25 protein-coding genes, 3 tRNA genes and 2 pseudogenes are annotated in these 23,765 nt (G+C 69.0%); 15 read left to right on the forward strand and 15 right to left on the reverse strand.

Annotated elements, in window-relative coordinates; translation table 11 throughout:
* Positions 1-123: 123 nt before the first annotated feature.
* From ACT1U9_RS12525 to ACT1U9_RS12545, 5 genes are all read right to left on the reverse strand, one after another.
* Entirely contained in the window at positions 124-558 is a 435-nt protein-coding gene (locus tag ACT1U9_RS12525; RefSeq protein ID WP_188276415.1) for a MaoC family dehydratase, read from the reverse strand.
* Between the two features lie 2 nt (positions 559-560).
* Positions 561-1,013 carry a MaoC family dehydratase N-terminal domain-containing protein gene (locus ACT1U9_RS12530; protein WP_361430741.1) on the reverse strand — a complete coding sequence of 151 codons (453 nt, stop codon included), beginning with the start codon at positions 1,011-1,013 and terminating at the stop codon, positions 561-563.
* 185 nt (positions 1,014-1,198) lie between these two features.
* Positions 1,199-1,363 carry a 50S ribosomal protein L33 gene (gene rpmG / locus ACT1U9_RS12535; protein ID WP_003956487.1) on the reverse strand — a complete coding sequence of 55 codons (165 nt, stop codon included), beginning with the start codon at positions 1,361-1,363 and terminating at the stop codon, positions 1,199-1,201.
* A gap of 97 nt (positions 1,364-1,460) precedes the next feature.
* A tRNA-Met gene (locus ACT1U9_RS12540) sits at positions 1,461-1,533 on the reverse strand.
* 44 nt (positions 1,534-1,577) lie between these two features.
* Positions 1,578-1,650: transfer RNA gene (locus ACT1U9_RS12545), tRNA-Thr, on the reverse strand.
* A gap of 521 nt (positions 1,651-2,171) precedes the next feature.
* Between ACT1U9_RS12545 and ACT1U9_RS12550 the strand changes: the two genes are divergently transcribed.
* Entirely contained in the window at positions 2,172-3,425 is a 1,254-nt protein-coding gene (locus tag ACT1U9_RS12550) for an amidohydrolase family protein (RefSeq protein ID WP_444538394.1), read from the forward strand.
* Between the two features lie 172 nt (positions 3,426-3,597).
* On the forward strand, positions 3,598-4,254 hold the full coding sequence (locus tag ACT1U9_RS12555) for an SDR family oxidoreductase (protein WP_444538395.1): 657 nt from the start codon (positions 3,598-3,600) through the stop codon (positions 4,252-4,254).
* Positions 4,255-4,338: 84 nt separating this feature from the next.
* On the opposite strand, the gene ACT1U9_RS12560 is transcribed toward ACT1U9_RS12555, so the two are convergent.
* From ACT1U9_RS12560 to ACT1U9_RS12570, 3 genes are all read right to left on the reverse strand, one after another.
* Positions 4,339-5,244 (reverse strand): hypothetical protein, encoded by a 906-nt coding sequence (locus tag ACT1U9_RS12560; protein WP_444538396.1) that lies wholly within the window; start codon positions 5,242-5,244, stop codon positions 4,339-4,341.
* Between the two features lie 705 nt (positions 5,245-5,949).
* The gene (locus ACT1U9_RS12565; protein ID WP_444538397.1) at positions 5,950-6,141 is read right to left on the reverse strand and encodes a hypothetical protein; all 192 of its coding nucleotides are present in this window, start codon (positions 6,139-6,141) and stop codon (positions 5,950-5,952) included.
* A 281-nt stretch (positions 6,142-6,422) separates the two neighbouring features.
* Positions 6,423-6,504 (reverse strand) — tRNA-Tyr (locus ACT1U9_RS12570).
* A 193-nt stretch (positions 6,505-6,697) separates the two neighbouring features.
* Between ACT1U9_RS12570 and ACT1U9_RS12575 the strand changes: the two genes are divergently transcribed.
* The 3 genes from ACT1U9_RS12575 (at position 6,698) to ACT1U9_RS12585 (ending at position 8,475) form a co-directional block, all read left to right on the forward strand.
* Entirely contained in the window at positions 6,698-7,186 is a 489-nt protein-coding gene (locus ACT1U9_RS12575; protein WP_444538398.1) for a YajQ family cyclic di-GMP-binding protein, read from the forward strand.
* Between the two features lie 87 nt (positions 7,187-7,273).
* On the forward strand, positions 7,274-7,819 hold the full coding sequence (locus ACT1U9_RS12580) for a methylated-DNA--[protein]-cysteine S-methyltransferase (RefSeq protein WP_444538399.1): 546 nt from the start codon (positions 7,274-7,276) through the stop codon (positions 7,817-7,819).
* A complete protein-coding gene (locus ACT1U9_RS12585) occupies positions 7,816-8,475 on the forward strand; it encodes an alpha-ketoglutarate-dependent dioxygenase AlkB family protein (protein WP_444538400.1) in 660 nt (219 codons plus the stop codon). The genes ACT1U9_RS12580 and ACT1U9_RS12585 overlap by 4 nt, the downstream gene beginning before the upstream one ends.
* A gap of 26 nt (positions 8,476-8,501) precedes the next feature.
* Here the strand turns inward: ACT1U9_RS12585 and ACT1U9_RS12590 are convergent, their stop codons facing one another.
* The gene (locus ACT1U9_RS12590) at positions 8,502-8,774 is read right to left on the reverse strand and encodes a GlsB/YeaQ/YmgE family stress response membrane protein (protein WP_444538401.1); all 273 of its coding nucleotides are present in this window, start codon (positions 8,772-8,774) and stop codon (positions 8,502-8,504) included.
* Between the two features lie 86 nt (positions 8,775-8,860).
* Between ACT1U9_RS12590 and ACT1U9_RS12595 the strand changes: the two genes are divergently transcribed.
* A complete protein-coding gene (locus ACT1U9_RS12595) occupies positions 8,861-10,078 on the forward strand; it encodes an APC family permease (protein WP_444538402.1) in 1,218 nt (405 codons plus the stop codon).
* Positions 10,079-10,382: 304 nt separating this feature from the next.
* Here the strand turns inward: ACT1U9_RS12595 and ACT1U9_RS12600 are convergent.
* Positions 10,383-10,670: pseudogene (locus ACT1U9_RS12600) on the reverse strand (YccF domain-containing protein); the annotation flags it as partial.
* Between the two features lie 118 nt (positions 10,671-10,788).
* Here ACT1U9_RS12600 and ACT1U9_RS12605 point away from each other — a divergent pair.
* Both ACT1U9_RS12605 and ACT1U9_RS12610 read left to right on the forward strand, forming a co-directional pair.
* Positions 10,789-11,190, forward strand: coding sequence for a YccF domain-containing protein (locus ACT1U9_RS12605; RefSeq protein WP_444538403.1), 402 nt, complete (start codon positions 10,789-10,791; stop codon positions 11,188-11,190).
* Between the two features lie 178 nt (positions 11,191-11,368).
* Positions 11,369-12,286 (forward strand): aminoglycoside phosphotransferase family protein, encoded by a 918-nt coding sequence (locus ACT1U9_RS12610; RefSeq protein ID WP_444538404.1) that lies wholly within the window; start codon positions 11,369-11,371, stop codon positions 12,284-12,286.
* Between the two features lie 3 nt (positions 12,287-12,289).
* On the opposite strand, the gene ACT1U9_RS12615 is transcribed toward ACT1U9_RS12610, so the two are convergent.
* Positions 12,290-13,660, reverse strand: a complete 1,371-nt coding sequence (locus ACT1U9_RS12615) for a sporulation protein (protein WP_444538405.1) — start codon at positions 13,658-13,660, stop codon at positions 12,290-12,292.
* Between the two features lie 208 nt (positions 13,661-13,868).
* Between ACT1U9_RS12615 and ACT1U9_RS12620 the strand changes: the two genes are divergently transcribed.
* Both ACT1U9_RS12620 and ACT1U9_RS12625 read left to right on the forward strand, forming a co-directional pair.
* Positions 13,869-14,423 carry an ATP-binding protein gene (locus ACT1U9_RS12620; protein WP_444538406.1) on the forward strand — a complete coding sequence of 185 codons (555 nt, stop codon included), beginning with the start codon at positions 13,869-13,871 and terminating at the stop codon, positions 14,421-14,423.
* A 328-nt stretch (positions 14,424-14,751) separates the two neighbouring features.
* Positions 14,752-15,045, forward strand: coding sequence for a hypothetical protein (locus ACT1U9_RS12625; protein ID WP_444538407.1), 294 nt, complete (start codon positions 14,752-14,754; stop codon positions 15,043-15,045).
* Positions 15,046-15,455: 410 nt separating this feature from the next.
* Here ACT1U9_RS12625 and ACT1U9_RS12630 read toward each other — a convergent pair whose 3' ends face one another.
* Positions 15,456-16,235, reverse strand: a complete 780-nt coding sequence (locus tag ACT1U9_RS12630) for a GntR family transcriptional regulator (protein ID WP_444538408.1) — start codon at positions 16,233-16,235, stop codon at positions 15,456-15,458.
* A gap of 173 nt (positions 16,236-16,408) precedes the next feature.
* Between ACT1U9_RS12630 and ACT1U9_RS12635 the strand changes: the two genes are divergently transcribed.
* From ACT1U9_RS12635 to ACT1U9_RS12655, 5 genes are all read left to right on the forward strand, one after another.
* Positions 16,409-16,750 carry an SCO3933 family regulatory protein gene (locus ACT1U9_RS12635; RefSeq protein ID WP_444538409.1) on the forward strand — a complete coding sequence of 114 codons (342 nt, stop codon included), beginning with the start codon at positions 16,409-16,411 and terminating at the stop codon, positions 16,748-16,750.
* Positions 16,750-18,051 carry an FtsK/SpoIIIE domain-containing protein gene (locus tag ACT1U9_RS12640; protein WP_444539083.1) on the forward strand — a complete coding sequence of 434 codons (1,302 nt, stop codon included), beginning with the start codon at positions 16,750-16,752 and terminating at the stop codon, positions 18,049-18,051. The genes ACT1U9_RS12635 and ACT1U9_RS12640 overlap by 1 nt, the downstream gene beginning before the upstream one ends.
* Positions 18,048-18,245, forward strand: coding sequence for a hypothetical protein (locus ACT1U9_RS12645; protein ID WP_444538410.1), 198 nt, complete (start codon positions 18,048-18,050; stop codon positions 18,243-18,245). Before ACT1U9_RS12640 ends, ACT1U9_RS12645 begins: the two co-directional genes overlap by 4 nt.
* Before the next feature lie 337 nt (positions 18,246-18,582).
* Positions 18,583-19,905 carry a replication initiator gene (locus ACT1U9_RS12650; protein ID WP_444539084.1) on the forward strand — a complete coding sequence of 441 codons (1,323 nt, stop codon included), beginning with the start codon at positions 18,583-18,585 and terminating at the stop codon, positions 19,903-19,905.
* A gap of 218 nt (positions 19,906-20,123) precedes the next feature.
* Positions 20,124-22,091: a recombinase family protein gene (locus ACT1U9_RS12655; RefSeq protein WP_444538411.1), complete on the forward strand. Its 1,968-nt coding sequence runs from the start codon at positions 20,124-20,126 to the stop codon at positions 22,089-22,091.
* Here the strand turns inward: ACT1U9_RS12655 and ACT1U9_RS12660 are convergent.
* From ACT1U9_RS12660 to ACT1U9_RS12670, 3 genes and pseudogenes are all read right to left on the reverse strand, one after another.
* Positions 22,069-22,185 (reverse strand): annotated as a pseudogene (locus ACT1U9_RS12660) (YccF domain-containing protein); the annotation flags it as partial. The gene ACT1U9_RS12655 and the pseudogene ACT1U9_RS12660 sit on opposite strands and share 23 nt — an antisense overlap.
* Positions 22,182-23,042 (reverse strand): zinc metalloprotease HtpX, encoded by an 861-nt coding sequence (gene htpX, locus ACT1U9_RS12665; protein WP_188276427.1) that lies wholly within the window; start codon positions 23,040-23,042, stop codon positions 22,182-22,184. The gene htpX and the pseudogene ACT1U9_RS12660, both read right to left, overlap by 4 nt.
* 148 nt (positions 23,043-23,190) lie before the next feature.
* The gene (locus ACT1U9_RS12670) at positions 23,191-23,646 is read right to left on the reverse strand and encodes a large conductance mechanosensitive channel protein MscL (protein WP_444538412.1); all 456 of its coding nucleotides are present in this window, start codon (positions 23,644-23,646) and stop codon (positions 23,191-23,193) included.
* Positions 23,647-23,765: the final 119 nt, after the last annotated feature.

A 23,765-nucleotide genomic window follows, 5' to 3' on the forward strand; every position in this document is an offset into this window, starting at 1 on the left:
GTGGCCAATAACTAACTTTGTCAAGCGGTACGTCGGGACGCGTGCGGGGCGGCTCGTACGGGACGACGAAAGCGGCCGCCGGGGTCTTCCCCGACGGCCGCTCCCGTACCGCTCGTATGCGGGTCAGGCGAGCGCGACCACCGCGCGCGACATGCCCAGGACCTTCTGGCCGGCGCACATCGCGGTCAGGTCGACCCGGACCGTACGCGCCTCGTCGTCCAGCTTGGCCGCGACCTTGGCGCTGACCTCGATGAGCGCGCCCGTGCCGTCGTTCGGCACGACGACCGGCTTGGTGAAGCGCACCCCGTACTCGACGACCGCCGCCGGGTCACCGGCCCAGTCGGTCACGACGCGGATCGCCGAGGCCATGGTGAACATGCCGTGCGCGATGACGTCCGGCAGCCCGACCTCCTTGGCGAACTTCTCGTTCCAGTGGATCGGATTGAAGTCACCCGAGGCACCGGCGTACCGGACGAGTGTGTCGCGAGTCACGGGGAAGGACTGCGCGGGCAGCTCGGTGCCGGCCTCGACGTCCTCGTAACGGATCTTGGCGGTCATCGTCACTCCCCCTCGGCCGCGCGGGACACGAGCTTGATCCAGGCGGTCACGACGTGCTCGCCCGCCTCGTCGTGGACCTCGCCGCGGATGTCCACGATGTCGTTGCCCGCGAGCGACTTCACGGCCTCGATGGTCTGGCTCACGGTGAGCCGGTCCCCCGCCCGCACCGGGCGCCGGTACGCGAACTTCTGGTCGCCGTGCACGACCCGGCTGTAGTCCAGGCCCAGCTGCGGGTCCTGGACGACGACGCCCGCCGCCTGGAAGGTGATGGCGAACACAAAGGTCGGCGGCGCGATCACGTCCGGGTGCCCGAGCGCCTTGGCGGCCTCCGGGTCGGTGTACGCGGGGTTGGCGTCCCCCACGGCCTCGGCGAATTCGCGGATCTTCTCCCGGCCGACCTCGTACGGCGCGGTGGGCGGATAGGTCCGCCCCACGAAGGACTGGTCGAGCGCCATGGGCTCACAACCTCCTGCTGTCGGGACCCCGGGGGTAGGGGTGTCGGCTGGGGACATCTGCTCAGGGTGTGTGGAACGTCACCGCTGAGCAGCGAGGCTACTGGGCGGCTGCGCAGGAACGACGAGAGGCCGCTCCCCGGTACAGGGAACGGCCTCTCGTACGAGCCTGAATGCTAAACCCGTGATTAGCGGGTCTCGCGGTGCGCGGTGTGCGAGTTGCAGCGCGGGCAGTGCTTCTTCATCTCAAGGCGGTCCGGGTTGTTACGCCGGTTCTTCTTGGTGATGTAGTTCCGCTCCTTGCACTCCACGCAGGCCAGCGTGATCTTCGGGCGGACGTCGGTGGCAGCCACGTGAGTGCTCCTTGACGGACGGATAGACGGATGAACGCATAAAAGAGTAGCCGATCGGGAGACCGACCCCACAATCGGCTACTGGTGCTACTTGGAGTAGCGGTGACCGGACTTGAACCGGTGACACAGCGATTATGAGCCGCTTGCTCTACCGACTGAGCTACACCGCTTTGATGATCAAGTCCCCGCTTGTGGGCGGGGACCCTCTCACCAGAGCCCCAATACGGAATCGAACCGTAGACCTTCTCCTTACCATGGAGACGCTCTACCGACTGAGCTATTGGGGCGAGCGATGAAGACATTACACGGTCGGTCGCCGATCGCCCAAATCCGTTTCGCGGGGCCGCCGGGAGGGGCTGGAGAGGCCCGCCGCCGGGGTGGCCCCCGTAGGGGGCGGGTGCGGCGCGCGGGGCGGATGAGGCGGCTCCAGAGGCAGGTGGGGCGGCTGGGGCGGCGGGCGGGCGAGCGCCCTTCGCGAGGGGACGGCCAACGGAATCCTGCGTACGGGCGCACCTGGAGGCGATCTCCGGACGCGGCGCACGGAGGCTCTCCGGGCGAACCCCGGACGTCACCCTGGGCACGACCCCCGGGCGGACCCCGGACGTAACCCCGGGCGCGACCCCCGGGCCACCTCCCGGCCACCCCCTTGGCCCCGCTTCGCCCCACCCGTCCCGTAGGCCACTCGTGCCCACACCGGTACGACTATTTCGCTCCTCCTCGTTGCGCGAGGGGCGCGCCCCTAGGCTCGGATCACGCTGCGTGATCTTGCCCTGAAGCCCCGCGGGGCCCGAGGACCACCTGGAGCGCGATGTCCGACAGCCAGTCGCAGCCGGCGCACTCACCCGGCACCGGGGACGGCCCCGCCGAGGCCGCCGCCACGCTCCTGCTCTCCGGCGCCCGGCTCGCCGACGGCCGGACCGTGGACGTCCGGCTCGGCGGCGGCCGGATCGAGGCCGTCGGCACGGCGGGCAGCCTCGCCGCCCACTTCTCCCGGGTCGACCTGAACGGCTTCCTGCTGCTCCCGGCCCCCGCCGAGCCGCACGCGCACAGCGACACGGCGCTGACCGCGTTCGGCCCCGAGGGGCCGGTCTCGTACGCGGCGGAGGACGTCCAGCGGCGTGCGACCGAGGCCGCGCTGCTCCAGTTGGGCCACGGCGCGACCGCGCTGCGCTCACACGTGCGCATCGACGACGTACGGGGTCTGGAGCCGCTGGAGGCCGCGCTGCAGACCCGCAGGTCGCTGCGGGGGCTCGCCGAGCTCAGCGTGGTGGCGGTGCCCCGGCTGCTGACGGGTGTGGCGGGCGCGGACGGGCTCGCGATGCTGCGGGACGCGGTGAAGATGGGCGCGTCGGTGGTCGGCGGGTGTCCGGATCTCGACCCCGACCCCGCCGGGTACACCGAGGCGGTCCTGGAGATCGCCGCCGAGCACGGCTGCGCGGTCGACCTGCACACCGACGGGGACGACCCGGCGCGCCTGGCCCGGCTGGCCGCGATGAGCGGCGGGCTGCGCCCCGGCGTGGTGATCGGCCCGTGCGCGGGCCTGTCCCGCCTGCCCCGCGAGGCGGTTGCGCGCGCGGCGGACCAACTCGCGGCGGCGGGCGTCACGGTGGTGTGCCTGCCGCAGGGCGTCTGCGGCATGACGGACCGTCAGGGAACACCTCCCGTACGGATGTTGCGGGCGGCGGGCGTACGGGTCGCGGCGGGCAGCGGCGCGCTGCGCGACATCTCCAACCCGGTGGGCCGGGGCGATCCGCTGGAGGCCGCGTATCTGCTCGCGTCCCAGGCGGGCCTGCGCCCCGAGGACGCGTACGGCGCGGTGAGCACGGCGGCCCGGGACGCGATGGGCCTGCCGGAGGTCCGCGTGGAGGCGGGCTTCCCGGCCGAACTCCTGGCCGTACGCGGCGAACGCATCGCGGGCGTCCTGTCCCTCGCGTACAGCCGCATCGTCATCCACCGCGGCCGCGTGGTGGCCCGCACGAGCGCGGTACGGGAGTACTGCGACTCGGCGGCGGCGGTGGCTCTTGACCTGCCTCGGCAGGGGCGGGCGGACGGGGGGCCGTGAGGGGGGCGTACGGGGGTGATCGTTGCGCGTGGCGCCGGGTGCGGGGACCGGTGAGGGGGCGCGGGGCCGGGCGCGGGCATCGGTGAGGGGCGCGGGCCGGGCTCCGGGTGGCGCACCCGCGTGGCCGCTCGCGGGGGCGCGCGAGGCGGCGCACCGGCGTACGGTCGTGAGCATGCGCATTGTCATCGCAGGAGGCCACGGTCAGATCGCGCTGCGCCTGGAACGGCTGCTGTCGGCTCGCGGGGACGAGGTCGCGGGCATTATCCGCAAGCCCGAGCAGGCCGACGCCCTCCGGAAAGCGGGCGCCGAGCCGGTCGTACTCGACCTGGAGTCGGCGTCCGTCGACGAGGTCGCGGCGGCTCTGGACGGCGCGGACGCGGCGGTGTTCGCGGCGGGCGCGGGCCCGGGCAGCGACGCGGCCCGCAAGGAGACCGTGGACCGCGCGGCGGCGGTCCTGTTCGCCGACGCGGCGGAACGCGCGGGCGTACGCCGCTACATCGTCGTCTCCTCGATGGGTGCCGACCCGCGCCACGAGGGCGACGAGGTCTTCGACGCGTATCTGCGCGCCAAGGGCTCGGCCGACGAGGCGGTACGGTCCCGCCCCGGCCTCGACTGGACGATCCTGCGCCCCGGAATGCTCACCAACGACGCCGGCAAGGGCCTGGTCACCCTCGCCGCCGCGACAGGCCGGGGCCCGATCCCCCGCGACGACGTGGCCGCGACCCTGGCCGAACTCCTCGACACCCCCGCCACAGCGGGCCTGACCCTGGAACTGATCAGCGGCTCGGTCCCGGTGACGGTGGCGGTCAAGGACGTGGCGGGCAACTGAGGGAGCCGCCACGGTCCTCGAACACCCGAATGGCCGCTGGCCGCTGGCCGCTGGCCGCTGGCCGCGCCAGGATTCGTTCGTCCGTCAGCGACGAAGCCTGGCCTGCTGCTGATACTCACCGTGGACGTCGACGATTTCCCGGAACAGGTCCGGCAGGTCGGAAAGATCGATATTCCTGGGGTTGGTGGCATAGCTGATCAAGCCAAGCAGTCGGTGCAGGTTGTCGGCCTCCTGCTGCTGGCGCTCCCAGGCAGGGTCGGCAGCCAACTCCCCGCGGTTTTGTGGAGTGGTGCGAAAGCGTTCGTCCCTGGCGAGGCAGTCCCGCAGCGCCTGCGGCCACACGAGCCGCATGGCCTTTACGTCTTCCTGCGGGCCTCGCTCCCGTGAGTCCTCCAGAGCGTTGAGTATCCGAGCCTCGTGCGATCGGTCGACGCGCGCCTGAAGCCCTTCGACGGAAGCGAGCCGGACGGCCAGATCCCGGATCAACTCCCCGTGACGCAGTGCCCAATCCCTCTCGGCACGTCGGCTGCGATGTTCGCGTACGGACTCCACCCGTTCGCTCTGCGTACGAGGCAGGGTGCCGTCGGCACGCTGTGCCCGCGTCAATTGGAGATGCCGGCGCTCCGCCGACTGACGTCCGCTCAGTTCCAGGGCGTCGGCGATGCGCTCCCAGGTGATCCGTTTGGTCCGCGCCAAGGAGATCAACTGGAGCTCATCACTTTCCAGTTTGTCCCGGAGCATACGGATGACCATGAGCGTCGCGAGGATATCCGTTTCCTCGACGTCGGGTTGGATGATCCCGCGAGCCCGCTGGCAGATCCGGTCGTAAGCGCGGGCGACTTCCAACAGCGTTGGTTCGGATCCCGAACTCCCGGGCCGGGAATGCCGCCGAACCCCGCCCGGAGACTCCAGCAACCGCCCCCATGCGCGGTCCCGGTTGTACTCCGCTTCGGGATACTGCGCACGACGTGCGACACGCGTCGTCTTCATGACGACTCCCCTCGTCGTCCTTTGGACGACATATTCGGCGAAGAGTCGCGTTCGGTCGCGCGCAGTCGCGAGGTACCCGATGGCCCTTCGAGGGGGCCTTCGGATGCCGAGCCTCCCGCATGGCGGACCATTCGCGGCCTTCGACGCCACATGGACCGCAGCACCCCGACAACCACTGCGGTGATCGCAAACATCACCTCAGCTATGTAGTGGGCGCCGGCGTCCTTGATGACAGAACTCAACATGACCGAATCTGTGCACGTCACAGACGTGCACATGCCTCCTCACGGTGTCGGCGGTGCCGTAATACGCCGCGCCGGGTCGCCGTATGGATGGCATATGCCAATTCCATACTCACCGCTCGCGGCACGGAACGTCAGATTGCCGTTACAGCCCGACGTCGGGAGAAAGTCTGCCGCTCCTGAAAGACGCGGACCGCCGCCACAGGACTCGCCTCTTCAATCGCCACCCTTCGCCATGGCCACATAATGCGCATTTCACCGATACGAGACGGGAGACGCCCCATGGAAATGTCGTCCGGCGGAGGCGGGGCGCGACTGTCGCCCGCCCTCTCCCCTTTAACGAGCCCCGTCTACAGCGAAGTTGATGGACTCGACATCACCTTCGCCCCGAAAAGGCTCGCACTTGGCGCTCCACGCACCCACGCGGCCTGGATTCCCGGAATCCGACCCCGCCGGGGATCGTTCAACTCACCTCCGGAGCCGAGACCTTCACCGGCGGCCCGAAGTCCCGCCGCGTGGCGGCGCTTTGAATGGCCGCGTCACTATGAGGGCCGCCGAACTTCTGCTCAACGCGCACGACCCCGTGGCCGTCGAGCCGGACCTCGGCGCCGATCACCCCGACCCCGTCGAGGTTGCCCGGGGCGACCGCACCCATCGGCTTCAGTTCGGCGGGCCGAATCCGGCGGACAGCAGCTGTACGTGTCCGACGCCCCCCTCGTCCGCCGTGGTCGACGAGCACACGCCTGCCGCCGCGCGGGGCGGCAGCTGGCAACTCGGCCCGCGTATGGCCCACACGCCCTGGCCAGCCCCCGGATCTGACCGAACGAGAGTGAGACAGCCCACTCACCTTCGACTCCGGTCGAAGATCGCACTCAGACAACGAGAAGACCCCCGTCGAGCTGCGTTTCCGCAGTTCAACGGGGGTCTTGCATCGCGTGGCGGCGCCAGGATTCGAACCTGGGTAGGCTAAGCCGACGGATTTACAGTCCGCTCCCATTGGCCACTCGGGCACACCGCCATGGGATGTCGCCGTGCGGCTCACCGTTTTCGCGGTGCTCCCTGGCAACGACGTAAACGATACCTGATGCCCAGGGGTGCTTCGCCACCCGATTGATCAGCGCTTCGCGCGGGCACGGGTGGCTAGGCTTTGGGGCAGTAGGTCCGGCAGCGAGGCCGTACCCCCACGCACCCGATACAAGGAGCCACAGGACATGGCCGACTCCAGTTTCGACATCGTCTCGAAGGTCGAGCGGCAGGAGGTCGACAACGCCCTCAACCAGGCCGCGAAGGAGATCTCGCAGCGCTACGACTTCAAGAACGTCGGCGCGTCGATCGCCTGGTCCGGCGAGAAGATCCTGATGGAGGCCAACTCCGAGGACCGCGTCACCGCGATCCTCGACGTCTTCCAGTCCAAGCTGATCAAGCGCGGGATCTCGCTCAAGGCGCTGGACGCCGGCGAGCCGCAGCTGTCCGGCAAGGAGTACAAGATCTTCGCGACCATCCAGGAGGGCATCTCCCAGGAGAACGCCAAGAAGGTCGCCAAGGTCATCCGCGACGAGGGCCCCAAGGGCGTCAAGGCCCAGGTCCAGGGCGAGGAGCTGCGTGTCACCTCCAAGAGCCGCGACGACCTCCAGGCCGTCCAGGCACTGCTCAAGGGCCAGGACTTCGACTTCGCGCTGCAGTTCGTGAACTACCGCTGACCCCACGGACGCGCTGTCCGATTTCCGCCAGCACGGCACGGGCGGGGGTCGCAGACTCGATCTCGTACGCGAGGAAAGGAACGTGCGATGACCGTCTACGCGACCCTCGACAGCCCCCTGGGCGAACTGCTTCTCGTCGGTGAGGAAGCCCCCGCCGTCAGGGGCGGGACCGCGCTGGTCTCGCTGTCCATGCCCGGCCAGAAGGGCGGCGCCGCCGTCCGGGACGGCTGGCGGCGGGCGCCGGAGGCCTTCGAGGAGATCGTCCGCCAGCTGCGAGCGTACTTCTCCGGCGAGCTGACCCGCTTCGACATCCCGTACGCGCCCGGCGCGGGCACCGACTTCCAGCGGCAGGTCTGGGCGGAGCTCGACGCGATCCCGTACGGGACCACCACCTCGTACGGGGAGATCGCCCGGCGCCTCGGTGCCTCCTCGGTGAAGGTGCGCGCGATCGGCACGGCCATCGGGCGCAACCCCCTGCTGGTCGTACGCCCCTGCCACCGCGTCATCGGCTCCGACGGCACCCTCAAGGGCTACGCGGGCGGGCTGGAGCGCAAGGAGCAGCTGCTGCGGCTCGAAGGCGCGCTGACCGCCGAAGGCGCGGTTACCGGCGGCGTCGGGCGCCCCGTCGGGTGAGCGACACGCTGTTTCCCCGGCCGCGCGCCGTCGTCGCACCCGGCGCCGTGCACGTACCGGGGTGGCTCCCGCCGGACCGCCAGCGCGAGTTGGTGGCGGCCTGCCGGGAGTGGGCGCGCGGGCCCGTACCCATTCGGCACACCCGGCTGCCGGGCGGCGGTGTCATGTCCGTGCAGACGGTGTGCGTCGGCTGGCACTGGCAGCCCTACCGGTACACCCGCACCGCCGACGACGTGAACGGCCTGCCCGTCGCCGGGTTCCCCGACTGGCTCGCCGCGCTGGGACGCGCCGCGCTGGCCGACGCGTACGACGACCCCGCCGCCGGGGACGGATACTCCCCCGACACCGCGCTGATCAACTTCTACGACGGCGACGCGCGGATGGGCATGCACCAGGACAAGGACGAGCGGTCCGGCGCACCCGTGGTCTCCCTCAGCATCGGCGACAGCTGCGTCTTCCGGTTCGGCAACACCGAGGACCGGGGCCGCCCCTACACCGACGTGGAGCTGGCGTCGGGCGACCTCTTCGTCTTCGGCGGCCCCTCGCGCTTCGCCTTCCACGGCGTACCGAAGGTCCTGCCGGGCACGGGCGGTCCGGCCACCGGCCTGCCCACCGGCCGCCTCAACCTGACCATCCGCGAGACCGGCCTGAGCTGACGAGCGAGTGGAGCGAGTCAGCAGCCTCAGCGGCGCTCTCGCGAGTTGCCGAAGAGTATTCGGTAGACGATCAGCAGCACGAGCGAGCCGCCGATGGCCGACGCCCAAGTGGCGCCGTCGTAGAAGTGGTTGGCAATGGGTCGGTCCAGCCAGCGCGCCGAGATCCAGCCGCCGACGAACGCGCCCGCTATGCCTATGACGGTCGTACCGATCAGGCCGCCCGGATCGCGCCCGGGGAGCAGAATCTTGGCGATCGCTCCGGCGAGCAGGCCGAGGATGATCCAGCTCACGATGCCCATGTCCTGAACCTGCCTTTCATGTGGTGTCGTTCCGGAAGACGTTCCGCGTCCCTTGCCCGGTTGCGCAGATGATTAAGGTGCGGCCCATGACACAGGAGCTGCGCCGCACGCTCGGCGTGTTCGACGCCGTGGTCATCGGCCTCGGGTCGATGGTCGGGGCGGGTATTTTCGCCGCGCTCGCCCCGGCGGCCGGCGCGGCCGGGACCGGGCTGCTGGCCGCCCTGGCGCTGGCCGCGGCCGTGGCGTACTGCAACGCCATGTCCTCGGCGCGGCTCGCCGCCCGCTATCCCGCGTCCGGTGGCACCTATGTGTACGGGCGGGAGCGGCTGGGGCCGTTCTGGGGCTATCTGGCGGGCTGGGGCTTCGTCGTCGGCAAGACCTCCTCGTGTGCGGCGATGGCTCTGACCGTGGGCGCCTACGTCTGGCCGGGGCAGGCGCGGCTGGTGGCGGTGGCGGCCGTCGTGGTGCTGACCGCCGTGAATTACGGGGGTGTTCAGAAGTCGGCGTGGCTGACGCGGGCGATCGTGGCGGTGGTGCTCGCGGTCCTCGCCGTGGTGGTCGCGGTCTGTCTGGGCTCGTCCGGCACCGGGCACCTGGACGTGGGGCTGTCCGGGGGCGGCGCGGGGCTGCTGCAGGCGGCGGGGCTGCTGTTCTTCGCGTTCGCCGGGTACGCCCGGATCGCGACGCTCGGTGAGGAGGTGCGCGATCCGGCCCGGACGATCCCGCGCGCCGTTCCCCTGGCGCTGGGCATCGCGCTGGCCGTCTATGTCGGTGTCGCGGTGGCTGTCCTTTCCGTTCTGGGCGCGGATGGGCTGGGCCGGGCGACGGCGCCGCTCGCCGACGCGGTACGGGCGGCGGGCGTGCCGGCGCTGGTGCCGGTGGTGCGGGCGGGGGCCGCGGTTGCGGCGCTCGGGTCCCTGCTCGCGCTCGTTCTGGGTGTCTCGCGCACGGTGCTCGCGATGGCCAGGGACGGCCATCTGCCGGGCGTGCTGGCCGCCGTGCACCCCCGGTTCCGGGTGCCGCACCGGGCGGAGGTCGCGGTGGGCGCGGTCGTGGCGGTGCTGGCGGCGACGGCCGATCTGCGCGGGGCGATCGGCTTCTCGTCGTTCGGCGTGCTGGTCTATTACGCGATCGCCAACGCGTCGGCCTGGACGCTCGGTTCGGGCCGCACCGGGCGCCTGCTGCCGGCCTGCGGGCTGGCCGGATGCCTGCTCCTGGCCTTCGCGCTGCCGCCGTCCTCGGTGCTGGCGGGCAGCGCGGTGCTGGCCGTGGGGGCGCTCGCGTACGCCGTGCGACGGCGCTGAGGCGACGCGGGCCCCGGTCGGGGCGGTCGAGGCGGGCCCACCGGTCGGGCGGTCGGGCCGGTTGCCCGCGAACCATCCGTCACCCGGCGGGCCGCGGCCTCATATTCGGCGCGCTCGGCGTATCCGGCCGTGGCATCCCGCAGGGAACGGCCGGGACATCTTCTCGTTCTCGGTCATGGCTCCATGGTGGACCACGTCACCGACATCCGGTCCGGAGCCGCCCCAGCCTGTGGATAACTCCCGCCCGCCGACCGGTTGGTGACCGGGCGCCGACCGGGCCGCGACCTCTCTGCTACCGGTTCGGCTAACCGTAGAACGGCTGGTCGGTCGGCACGATCTGCTTGCCCAGCGGGAGCAGCGAGACCGGGATCAGCTTGAAGTTCGCGATGCCCAGCGGGATGCCGATGATCGTGAGGCACAGCATGAAGCCCGTGACGATGTGGCCGAGGGCGAGCCACCAGCCCGCCAGGATCAGCCAGAGCACATTGCCGATGCAGGACGCGGCGCCCGCGTCGGGCCGCTCCACGACCGTGTAGCCGAACGGCCAGAGCGCGTAAAGACCGATGCGGAAGGCGGCCAGGCCGAACGGGATCGTCTCGGAACGTTTCCGATCACGCTACAAGGGCGCTGCGGTTCCGCCTGAACGCGTAACCAGCCGATACTTGTGTTGGCACGCTGTGTCTGCGGAGCGCCCTGGAGAGGTATCGATCATGAAGCTAATCAACCTGCTGCTGAACCTCGTGTGGCTGGTCTTCTGCGGCATCTGGATGGCGATCGCCTACCTGATCGCCGCGCTGATCTGCTTCGTCCTCATCGTCACCATTCCGTTTGGCATTGCCTCGCTGCGTATCGCGGGCTTCGTCCTGTGGCCTTTCGGCCGGACCACAGTGGAGCGGCCGAACGCTGGGGCGCCATCGTTCATCGGCAACGTAATCTGGGTGATCTTCGCGGGTTGGTGGCTGGCACTGGCGCATCTGATCACGAGCATCCCGCTCTTCTTGTCGATCATCGGCATCCCCTTCGGCTGGGCAAATCTCAAGCTCATCCCGATCTCGCTCATGCCTCTTGGACGAGAGGTAGTGCGGTCGGACCAGGGATTCGCCGGGCGTTGATCCCGCCTTGTCCTTGGCGGCGCTGGCCAACGACGGCTGACCGTGATCCCGTCCTGGTCTGCTCTCGTATTCACCCTCTACTCCCAGATACGGTCGAGGGCGTGTCCGGCGTACGTGGGTTGGTCACCCATCGGCGTGCGCTGGTTGATCGCGTGCGACTAGGGGAGCTGGTTCGGGCATGGCGCTGAACGCTGCTCGGGGGGCGGACAAGGGGTTCACTTCGGCGGGGGCGGCACAGGTGATGGCTGCCGCGTGCCATGCCGCTGGGCTCGACCACAGAGGTGCGGAGCTGATCCGCCTTGGCGAGAATGCGCTGTTCCGGCTAGCTTCGGCCCCGGTGATCGTCCGCGTGGCTCGCGGCGTGGAGTGGTTGCCGAAGGCACGGCGAGAGGTAGCCGTCTCGCGCTGGCTGACCGAGGAGGGGTTCCCCGCGACTCGGGCCATCGAGGACCTGGAGCAACCGCTACTGATCGGCGGGCATCCTGTGACGTTCTGGCATCTGATCGTCGAGGGAGACAGGCAGGCTACGTACGGGGAGCTGGGGGCGGTCCTGCGTGATCTGCACTCGCTGACGGTGCCGGAGCGCCTGGAGCTGCCGCCGTACGAACCGTTCGACAAGGCGGAGCTACGACTTCAACGGGCCGTGATACCAGCTGACGACAAGACGTTCTTGCGGAAGCGGGAACGGGAGCTTCGGGACAAGTTCGCGGAACTGCGCTTCGAGTCGCCGAAGGGGCCTGTCCACGGTGATGCCCACGTACAGAACCTCATGGTGAACGATCGAGGACAAGTAATCCTGATCGACTTCGAGTTCTTCTGCTTCGATCACCCCGAGTGGGACCTGATGGTCACGTCGGTTGAGCATCACAGCCTTCGGTGGCAGACCGATGAGCAGTACGCCGACTTCGTCGCTGCGTACGGTCGGGACCTGTACGACTGGCACGGCTACGAGACGCTGCGCGGCCTGCAAGAGTTCGGCATGACGACCTGGCTCATGCAGAACGTCCAGGAGAGCGAGAGCGTGGCGGCCGAGTACCAGCGCCGGATCACCGGGTTGCGGAACGACGGCGCGCCGCGCGACTGGCATCCGGTCTAGCCGCTACTCGTCGTCCAGCCGGGCGAGCGCTTCACGCACCTTCTCGTCGAACGCGGCCACCACTGGGTTCGTTGCATGGGTGCTGACCTCAGCCTGGAAATCGGTGACGTAGCGCTGGAAGCGAGCGGACTGGAGGGAGTCTCCAGCGTCCACGGCGAGGCTGGCTGTGGTGACGGCGGCTTCAAGTTCGCCGTTCAGTAGTTGGCTCTGGGCAAGCACCATGCGGCAGAAGCCGAGCGTGCGTGCGTACTTCGGGTCGGTGTCGTCCACGGCTCGTTGCGCATGCACGACTGATTCACGGCGCATCTTGAGGTCACGGAAGCAGTGACAGAACTCGCCCATGAGTTCTGCGGAATCGAAGTACCCGAGCCATTCGGGATCAACCGCCGAGTCGACTCGCTCGAAGTAGCGCTCCGCTTCGTTCATTGCCCGGCCTGCGCCGATCGGGTCGTTGGCGTTGGAGCAGGCACGGGCCTCCATCGCTGAGAAGAGCGACATGGCGCGCGGGGTGGCCTTGCCCTTGGCTCCCTCGATGGCAGCTCGGGCCATTTGGATGGCCTGGGCGTGGTTGCCCAGGTAGTTGGCCTGGTGGCTGAGGTTCGACAGGATGCGGGCGCCGAACATTCGGTCGTCGATGACCTGGGATAGCCGGAGTGTCGAAGTCAGGTAGCGGTGTGCGAGACGGTGGTTCCCCGAGTCGTACGCCGTCCACGCGAGAAGCTGAGAGATCTCGGCGGCGGCGCCGAATAACGAGGTGCCCACGCGCTCGCTATAGCTGGCGCTGAGCAGAGGAAGCACCTCATGGCGGAAGTAGTGGCGCAGCGCCTTGTGCCCGTGTCCTCCGCCGAACTTGAAATCGAGCTGCATGAACATGTCTGCGGCCGTTCTGATCGCCAACACGTCGCGCATTCCGACGCGTTGGGAAGCGGGTCTATCAACGCTCACTCCGTCGGGGCGCGCCACCATCCACGACAGGACGGCGGAACTGAGGTCAGCATCCGCGATGATGAGCCCTCCATCCGCCGGTGCCTCGGCTCGTTCCTCGGCGAGCCCGTCAAGCGTGGTCAAGACGTCGGGGACGGTGCTGGGGTAGGCAACCGGCTGGGGTGCAGCCTGTTCGAGTGGTCCGACGAATCCGAGATCAGTCGGCGTAATGCGCCTGCTGAGCTTCGCTCCGATGACCTCTGCCATGATCGCGGCGGTCTGCGGCTGTGCACCGACGCCGTCTCGCCATCGCTGAACGGCGACATGGGTCGTTCCGAGACTCATCCCGCGCTGCTGCGCACGATCACGCATACGTTTCGCGAGTCCCTTGTTCGAGACTCCGGCCTCGGCCATAAGAGAGATCAATTGCGCGTTCGGCTCTCGGCTCATGCTCCCCTGCCAACCCGAGAATGACGGCTTGGGTTTCATCGTGGCACAGCACTTTGGCACCGGGGGGTTCATCGGTGAACCCCCTCTGTATTTGCCTGTGTTCACGTGAACCCCCTCATGAACACTCCCGATCGGCTTGCCGGTGCCCTTCACTCGTGGGCACGGGACGGCGCAGTACCGGGCCCGTCGGACCTCGGGAGGGAACACCGTGACTGCTCACCAGAGCAAACGCAAAGTGGCCGCTCCAGAGGTATCCGTCGTGGACATGGCGGCGCTGGCTGCGGCGACGGGACGTTTCAGGGCGTTGACGCTCTACATCGACTCGCCGGACACGGTCCGCGCCGCACGCGACATGACGCGGGCCACGCTTGACGACTGGCGGCTTGACCGTCTCGTCGATGATGTTCAGCTCGTCGTCTCGGAGCTCGTCGGCAACGTGGTCACCCATGCGGTACCTGACGACTGCTTGTCGCAGCCTGGCGGGGCCCGCAGAGTCGATGTGGTCTACAAGATGTGGCCGAAGTGGCTTTTCGTCGGCGTGGTCGATGAAGACTCGACTCCCCCGGATCTGCCGGTGGGTGGGCTCCTCTGTCCTGAGCTCGCCCCCGACTTCTCCGAGGCTGTCTTGCCCGATACGGGGCGGGGTCTCCTGATCGTCCAGCGTCTCGCGGATGCCGTGTGGTGGACGCGTGGAGAACCAGGCGGCAAGACCGTTTGGGCCCGCTTCGACCTCGACGGTGCGTCTGCCGACAGCTCGCCATAGAGAGCTCCGGCCGCTGCTCCCTAGCACCTCCCCACGCGCGGTCGGGAGGATGCGGCGGTCCGGTAACCGGCCGGGTTTGACCCTCCGGCCGAAGGGTGCGGCCCACGTGAACGGTTGGGCTCCCCTCCCACGCGTGGGCTGCACCCTGCACAACAACCTCAGACCGAGACCGGGCCACCCCATCAGCCCTACCAAAGCGAGGGGTGGCCCGGCAGGGGACACGGCGGTCCCCGGTGCCGATGGTATCCGGGGCCGTTGTGCTGCGCTTCCGGCTTGGCACAAGCAAGTTGACGATGCGTTACCCGATTCCGGACAGAGGTGGACTGTCGTGAGCGGCATTGAGGGTGAGGGTCTGTACGACGGCCTGGACGCGGTCGAGGTGGACGTCGGGCTGTGGTCGCCGGGGGTGGACTACCTGGCGGGCTGGCGTGAGGCCCGGGGGGCGGCGGACCGGTTGAACCGTGTGCTGCTGGCGGCGGGGTTCGGGCTGTCGGAGCTGCGGGCGACCGCTTCGACGATCGGTGACGGGCGTGGGGTGGTGCGGCTGGCGGGGTGGCCGGTGGTGGTGGACCGGCTTGCCGTGCTCCTGAAGTCGGTCGCGGACGGCGACGGCCACGCGTGATGAGGGCCGTTGTGCCTGGTGAGCGGCGCGCGTGGGCACGTCGGCGGGTGGAGAGACTTTGGGCGGTAGCTGCCATGGGGCGAGTGAACAGGGGGCCCTACGCTGGCCCGGCGAATCGGGCGGGCACCTGCCCTGCCCGCGTCTGCGCCCGACGGGCCCCCTGTTCTTGGAGGCTCGCCCCATGGGAGCTGCCTAAAGTCTCGGAGGCCGTCGACCCCCAGCCCCGTGGACACCGGCCCTCGTCGGCCGGTCGACGCGCTACGGCCTTGGGTGCGTGGTGCGGGGCGTCGGGCGTCCGGCCGGGACCGGCGGGTACGCCGCATGCCCGGCCGGGGCGGCCGGGCGGCCCGGCGCGCCGCAGGCGCGCCCTTGAGGAAGTGGAGAAGGTTTCGACCGATCGGCCTCGGAGGTCAGGCGCGGGGACGCCGTGCAGGCTGCTTGTCGGCGGTGATCTTGTAGGCGAGTTCGGCCCGGTCGGCGCCGATGCGGAGTTCTTCGAGGATCAGGGGCCGGTCATTGGTGCCGTGGGTGACGCGGGTGGTGTGCAGGACCGGTGTCGCGTCGGGCAGGCGGAGTGCCGTGCGCTCGTCGGGCAGGGGCATGCTGGCGCGTACCGTCTCGGACCACCACAGCGTGTGCCCGGCCTTCGCCAGCAGGGCGTAGATCGCGGCCGGGGGCGTGTCCGGTGCGTCGGCAAGGCCGGGGATTGCCTCGGCGGTCGTGAAGGGGATCAAGGTGCGGTGCATTGCGCGGGTGCCGGTGGCTGGGTCGGCGAGCAGGCGGTCGCAGCCGAAGAGGGCTTCTTCTTCCCCGAGCTCGAGCAGGGGACCAGTGGTCTTGGTGGTGCGCGAGCGGTAGACGGCCGATTCGTCGACTGTCTCCCATTCGACGCCGTCGTGGGTGAGGAACCGTCCGCCGGTCGTGCGGCTGATCCGGCGCTCAATCATGAGGGCGGGGCGTCCTGTGGAGCGTACGAAGCTGCCCTTGCCGTGCCGGACGTCGATCAAGCCTTCCGCACGCAGGGCGGCAATCGCGTTGCGGACGGTGGGGCGGGAGACCTTGTATCGCTCGATGAGCTGGGCCTCGGAGGGGAGCGGTGCGTCGGGTTCGAACTCGCCGGAGAGGATCGCTTCGCGGATGGCGGCGGCGACCTGCTGGTAGAGGGCTCCGGGGCGCTGAATCTCGCTCATCTGGACACCTTTGTCGTGGGTGTGGTGGGGACGTAGGCACGTCGCACGCGCGACATCACTCGTCAGCATAAGTACTTGCCCAACTCCCGTACAGAGGCGCATAGTTCCAACTGGTAAGGACAAGTGACGTCTGGATATGTCGGGCGTCGTGAGCGGCCTAGGAGGCCAAGAACATGCAGTCCATTCCCGTGGACACGACACGACTGGGTGTACTGCGGTGCGCCATCGCACCCGAGAAGAAGATCGCCAACTCCGAGACCGGGGAGGTCAAGAGGGACCGGGACGGCAACCCGATGTACACGGTGGCGGTCACGGTCCGCCAGGACGCCCGCCGTATCTCGGTGATCGAGATCGCGGTCAGCGGCGAGCCGCGCGGCATCGAGGAAGGACAGGTCGTCAAGGTCACCGGACTGATCGCGTTCGCCTGGGCGATGGGCGAGCGGCACGGGATCAGCTTCCGCGCCGACGCGATCACACCCGTCCCGGCGGCGTTACCGAAGGCGGGTGGGGCGTGATGGGGGCGATCCTGCTCGCGCTGGCGCTCGCCGCACTCGCCTGGGCCCTGGTCCTGGGTGACCTGCTGCGGCGGACCCGTCCGGCCTGGCACTGGTACGTCACCGGCTACCCCGTGACCGCCTGCCGGGTGATGTTCACCTGGCGCAAGGTCGCGATGCTCAACGACCTGTCGGTCTCGCGGCGTCCACCGCGCGGGCTGATCGGGGACGTGATCGTCAAGGGTGACCCGCTGCGGCCGATCGCACCCCGCCTCTCGTTCCCCCGCGCCACCCGCCTGGGCCTGTCGGTGCTCGTGCGCCTGCACCCGGGCCAGACCCCCGCCACCTACATGAAGGCGGCCGACGCACTCATGCACGCGTGGAAGGTCCACGCCGTGCGGGTCACCTCGCCCGAACGCGGCCGCGTGCTGCTGACCGCGACGGCTGTTGATCCGCTGGAGCGGCCCGGCCTGGCCACCGCCCCCGCCCAACTCCTGTCCGCGCTGATCGGCGCGCTGGAGAGCGGCGGCGCCTGGGTCATGGACCTGCGCCTGGTGCCCCACTGGCTCATCACCGGCGCCACCCGCTCCGGCAAGTCCACGCTGCTGGCCCGGCTGATCACCCAATTGGCACAGCAGCCGGTTGCTCTGGTCGGCATCGACTGCAAGGGCGGCATGGAACTCGGCCTGTTCTCACCCCGGTTGAGCGCCCTGACCACGTGCCGACGCGAGGCGGTCGCCGTGCTCGGCGCGCTCGTGACCGACATGCAGCAACGGATGCTCATCTGCCGGGCGGCCGGGGTCCGCTCGATCTGGGAACTGCCCGACAAGCTCCGCCCGGTACCGGTCGTCGTGATCGTCGACGAACTGGCAGAGCTGTACCTCTCGGACGGCACCCGCGAGGGCAAGTCCGAGGCGGAGCAGTGCTCGACTCTCCTGCTGCGGCTGGCGCAGCTCGGCGCCGCGCTCGGCATGCACCTGGTCGTGGCCGGGCAGCGGGTCGGCTCCGACCTCGGTCCGGGCGTCACCGCGCTGCGGGCGCAGCTCGGCGGCAGGGTCTGCCACCGGGTCAACGATCCCGGCACGGCGGAGATGACGCTCGGGGACCTGAACAAGGACGCCGTGGCGGTCGCCCAGTCGATCACCGCCGAGGAACAGGGCGTCGCCGTCTGTACGGGTCCTGATGGCGGTTGGTCCCGTGCGCGCTCCCACATGACGACGACCGAGGAAGCGACGGCGACGGCCCGTAAGTACGCGGCCATGACCCCGGACCTGCCCGCCCTTCACCGCGCTCTCGCGGCGCAGACAGGGGGTGCGATGTGATCAGCGAATCGGCGGCGCTGCCGCTCGTGGTGGTCTTCGGGATCATCTCCGTTCTGCTGGTGCGCTCCCGCGACGTGCGCCCCTGGGAAGCGGTCTGCATCGGCCTGTTCGGCATGTACCTCGGTCAGACCCCGGTCCTGTTCACCATCGACGGGCTCGTGACCTGGTTCCTGCACGGCTTCACCTCCCACTGACCCGAGCAGAAAGGACAGATGACGTCATGCCCATGAGCCGCGTGCGCTGCCCGGCCTGCAAGGGCGAAGGGGCCCGCACCACTTGGACCGGACGACGTCGGCGCTGCCGCGTCTGCCGGGGCACCGGCACCATTCGCTGACCCACCGCACCTGATCACTCAGAGGAGAGCTGTATGGACAACTTCGCGCCGCCCACCACCCACCCGGCCGCTGTGGCGGCCCCCAACGGAAGGTCCCCGCCATCACCCCCGAGCCCACCACGACCCCCACTGACAGGCGCGCCCACCTCGACCGTGCGGCGCGCCTGCGTCAGCTCCCCGAAGCAGACCGCGACGCGATACGCCTCGCCCAAGACCCCCAGTTCGCCCGCTGGCTCGACCAAGTCAGGGCCACCGGCGGCTGCGCCCACCCCATCCACCTCACCGGCTCCACCACTACATGGGACGCGACCACCGGCGAGGTCCTGCATCACTACGACACCCGCAACGAACCCGGCGAACGGCTCTTGATCCGCTGCCGCAACCGCCGCGCGAGCGTCTGCCTGCCGTGCTCCCGCCTCCACGCCGGAGACACCTTCCACCTGGTGCGCGCGGGCCTGATCGGCGGCAAGAACATTCCCCCAGCGGTCCGCGACCGGCCGCGCCTCTTCGTCACGCTGACCGCCCCGTCCTTCGGCCCCGTCCACCGTGCAGGGGAACGGTGCCGACCCCGCCGCGACGGCGGCACCTGCGAACACGGGCGCCCCCTCAGCTGCGGCGCCGCCCACAGCCTCGACGCTCCCCAGGTCGGCCAACCGCTCTGTCCCGGCTGCTACGACTACCCCGCCCACGTGCTGTGGCACGCGCACACGGGCAAGCTCTGGGACCGCTTCACCCGAGGGGTCCGCCGCCACCTCGCCACCTCAGTCGGCCTCACACAGTCCCGCTTCCCCGACCACGCTCGGCTCTCCTTCGCCCGCGTCGCCGAGTACCAGAAGCGCGCCGCCGTCCACGTCCACGCTGTCGTCCGCCTCGACGGCCCCGCCGGACCGAGCGACGAACCCCCGCCCTGGGGCACCGCCGACCGCCTGGCCGACGCCGTACGAGCTTCCGCCCACCGGGTCGTGGCTCGCACCGCGTACAGTCCCGCCGTCGGCGAACTCGCCCTGCACTGGGGTGCCCAGGTCGACATCCGCCCACTGCGCGCCGACGGCGGCGGACCGGACGATGACGCGGTGGCCGCATACGTCGCGAAGTACGTCACCAAGGGAGCGGGCGAGACCGGCGCCGGCGTCGACCACAAGCTCCTGACCTGCGCCGACATCGACACGGCCCCCGCCAACGCGCACGTCCGCACCCTGATGCGGACCTGCTGGCGCCTCGGCAGCCTCCCCGAGTACGCGCCCCTGCGCCTGCGCCCCTGGGCCCACACCCTCGGCTACCGGGGCCATATCCTCACCAAATCCCGGGCCTACTCCACCACCTACGCAGCCCTACGCGCCGACCGAACAGCGCACCAGGGCCACGACGACTCGCCTGGCACCGCCGCTGAGGCTCGCTGGCGCTACACCGGCTCCGGCCACACCCCCGGCGCAGCCCTCATCGCCGCCGGAATCGCAGAAGACCTCGCCGCCAGCCGTGCAGTGTGGCAGGAGGTAGCGGTTGACCGGGGGTGCACCTAGTGGCCGAGACAATCGTGATCTGGACTCCGGACAAGAAGCTGTCTCCGGCCGAGCGAGCACTACTCTTGCGGATTCTCTTCGGGCCGCAGGGGCGCCACTCCAGAACTTCCAAGAGATCTAATGCATCGTCACATTCTGGGAGTACCCTGGGAGTTCAGACAAACGCCCCGGCAGCGGCTGGCACCGCCCCGGGGCTGGCCGACTGATTGGGAGTCGACATGTCCAATCTAAGCACAGCCCTACCCTCAGCCATCGAGACCGCTGCGCGCGGGGTCGGCACACGTACGCTTCGTGCGGTCGACTACCTACGTGTCTCGACGGAAGATCAGAAAAAGGGCTATGGCGTAGCCAGGCAGCGTCGTAAGACGACTCGGCACATCGCGCTCAAGGAGTGGTCCCACGTAGGGACTTACAAGGACGAGGGAGTTTCCGGCTCCTTAGAAGCTGCTGATCGTGATGACCTGAAGCGTCTTATGGAAGACGTCCAGCAGACTCCGCGCCCCTTCGACATTGTGGTCGTGCCGGACGGTCGCGTGATCGGCCGTAAGGGCCGCGCCTTCTGGCGCTGGGTCTGGGCTCTCGAAGACATCGGCGTCTTCGTCGCCGTCGTTGCCGACGACTACGACAACACCACGACTGAGGGGCGCAAGAAGATGCGCCGCGATGCGGACTACGCCGAGACCGAGTGGGAGACGATTCGTGACCGCACTCAGGGCGGGTTACAGGAGAAGGCAGAACTGACGCCAGCCGCGCACATCGGCGGCCCCCCTCCCTACGGCTACCGCGTCGCCGCCAAGGGAACCCCTGGCTCGTACCTCGTGATCGACAAGAACGAGGCGGAGATCATCAGGTACGTATACAGCCTCGCCGTCGGCGAAGGGCTCAATCTCCGCCAGGCCACCATCCGTCTCAACGCTGAGAGGATCAAGACACGCTCCGGTAAGACGTGGACGCGTGACAACCTTCGGGACCGAATCATGTCGACGCCCGTACTGGAAGGCGTCCTGGTCTTCCGTGGGAAGCATGCGAAAACCGATGAGAACGGCCATCCCATCTGGGGCGACTCCGTCAGGATTGTTCTGCCTCGGATCCTGACTGCGGAGCAGAGCGCTGAGTTGCAAAGCAAAGTTGCCGAGACGGCCAAACACAGCAGTGGGAAACGGTCCTTCTATCCCCTGAGCGGCCGGGTCGTGAGTCTCTGCAAGAAGACCTACTCCGGAATCAGCTTCGCATCGGAACGGGAATGCGCACGGTTCTACCGGTGCTCCGGTAATGCGCCCAAAGACCCTGGCCAGAAGTCTTGCGACTGCTCTCGCATTGACGCCGCCGCGCTGGAAAAGCACGTTTGGGAGCACGTTACCGCTATTGCGAGCGACAGCGAGAAGCTTCAAGAGCTGGCTGCTGAGTGGGTCGGCATGGCAGACGGGGACACGGCTGCCCTCGTCGACCGGATCGCTGATCTTGACCAGCAGATCGAGGGAATGAACGCGTCGATCGCCGCCGTCATCGTGGCCACCGCCAAGCAGACCAGGTCGGCAGACGCCATCGAGGCCGCTACGGCCGTCCTGAACGAGGAGCTCCGACAGCTTCAAAACCTGCGCGGCGAGGCGGCCGAATGGCTGACAGAGATGCAGGAGTCGGACCAGCGTGCCCGTGATCTCATCGCGCTGGCGGCCATGGCGAGCGAGTCGTTCCCGGACATGGAGCCGGAGCAGCAAGCGGCCATCCTGTCCATGCTGGAACTGAAGGTCACAATCACCGGGCCCGTGCCCGACGATCGGCGCGGCGGCGTCCCGTGCACCGTGCGGGCCTGGTACGCCGCTGCTGGCCTCGACGTCCCCGCCACCGCACTCTCCGATGATGAGTGGGCCAAGATCGCTCCCCTGCTGCCCAAGGGGCGCAAGGGCACTGTCCGCCGGTCCATGGACGCCATCTTCTACAAGGCTCGCACTGGTAAGTCGTGGCCCAATGCGATCAAGGACACCGGCGCCACGATCCAAGCCTCGAAACACTTCAACGCCTGGATGTCTGACGGCACCTGGGGCCGCGTGAACGCAGCTCTGACGGACGTGGAACGGACCGCCCTTCCTGAGCCTCAGTTACTGCCCTCGATGACTATCGAAGGGCGCCTCGACCCGAGCGCGATGCTGAACCCAGAAGGACTATCCCGAAGGGGATGCCGATGATGGTGATGCACAGCAGGACGCCCGCGAGCACATAGGCCAGGAACATCCAGAAGCCGCACAGCACCAGCCAGATGACGTTCAGGATTGTTTTCACGGGCGGCCTGCCATCTGTTCGAGTCGGGCGATGCGCTCCGCCATCGGCGGGTGTGTCGAGAACATCTTGGAGACACCCTGGCCCGGACGGAAGGGGTTGGCGATCATCATGTGGCTCGCGGTCTCGATCCTGGGCTCGGGCGGCAGCGGGAGCTGCTTGGTGCCCGCGTCCAGCTTGCGCAGGGCGCTCGCCAGGGCCAGCGGGTCGCCGGTGAGCTGGGCGCCGGACGCGTCCGCCTCGTACTCGCGCGAACGGCTGATCGCCAGCTGGATGACGGACGCCGCGAGCGGCCCCAGGATCATGATCAGGAGCATGCCGACGATACCCGGGCCCTCGTCGTCGTTGGAGCGGCCCACCGGGATCAGCCAGGCGAAGTTCACCAGGAACATGATCACGGAGGCGAGCGCTCCGGCGACCGACGAGATCAGGATGTCGCGGTTGTAGACATGGCTCAGCTCATGGCCGATCACCCCGCGCAGCTCGCGCTCGTCGAGGATCTGCAGGATCCCCTCGGTGCAGCACACGGCCGCGTTGCGCGGGTTGCGGCCGGTCGCGAAGGCGTTCGGCGCCTGGGTCGGCGAGATGTACAGGCGCGGCATGGGCTGGCGCGCGGCGGTCGAGAGCTCGCGGACCATCCGGTAGAGCGCCGGGGCCTCGAATTCGCTGACCGGCCGGGCGCGCATGGCCCGCAGTGCCAGTTTGTCGCTGTTCCAGTACGCGTACGCGTTGGTGCCGAGCGCCACGAGCAGCGCGACGATCAGCCCCGTACGCCCGAAGAAGCTGCCGATGACGATGATGAGCGCGGACAGTCCTCCGAGAAGAACGGCAGTCCTCAACCCGTTGTGCCGGCGGTGCACGGTACGCCCTCCAAATGGTGCGGCAGGGGAACCCTTTGCCTGATGGTCCTTCCACTTTCCAGTGGACGCTCCCGTACTGGTCAACGCCAGACGGGCGGCGCTGGTTCCCTTGTGCGCGCTGGAGGGCGGCTCGGCCGTACGGGTGGTGTCAGCGCTGGGCGGGCAGTCCCGCCAGTTCCAGGGCCTTCGGGTCGGGCACCAGCGCGCTGGTGCAGTGCGCGCAGCGGGTGGCGATGCCGGGCACCTGGGAGTAGCAGTGGGGGCAGTCGCGCAGGGCGGCCTTGATGTCGACCGGCTTGTCGCGGTCGAGCCGCGCCTGGACCTTCATCATCGGGACGACGACGAGGAAGTAGAGCACCGCGGCGGTGATCAGGAAGGCGATGGCGGCGGCGATGAATTTCCCGTAGGGAAACACCACGCCCTCGGCCTTGAAAGTCGCCGTGCTGAAGTCGCCGCTGGAGCGGGTGGCGAGGCCGATGAGCGGGGTGATGAAGGCGGTACTGAAGCCGGTGACCACGGCGGTGAACGCCGATCCGACGGCCAGACCGACGGCCATCGTCACGATGTTCCCGCGAAGGATGAAGTCCTTGAACCCGCTCAGCACTGCTGTTGCTCCCTGGTGATGTCCGGTTGCCCGTACGGACGCCGTCGGCGTCCGGGCACGCGTGCGTACACGTACGCGCGTACGACAGTGCCTTGTTCGGGTGCCCGAGTTCAAACCCG

It is taken from the genome of Streptomyces sp. BR1 (assembly GCF_052373795.1).
GTDB lineage: Bacteria > Actinomycetota > Actinomycetes > Streptomycetales > Streptomycetaceae > Streptomyces.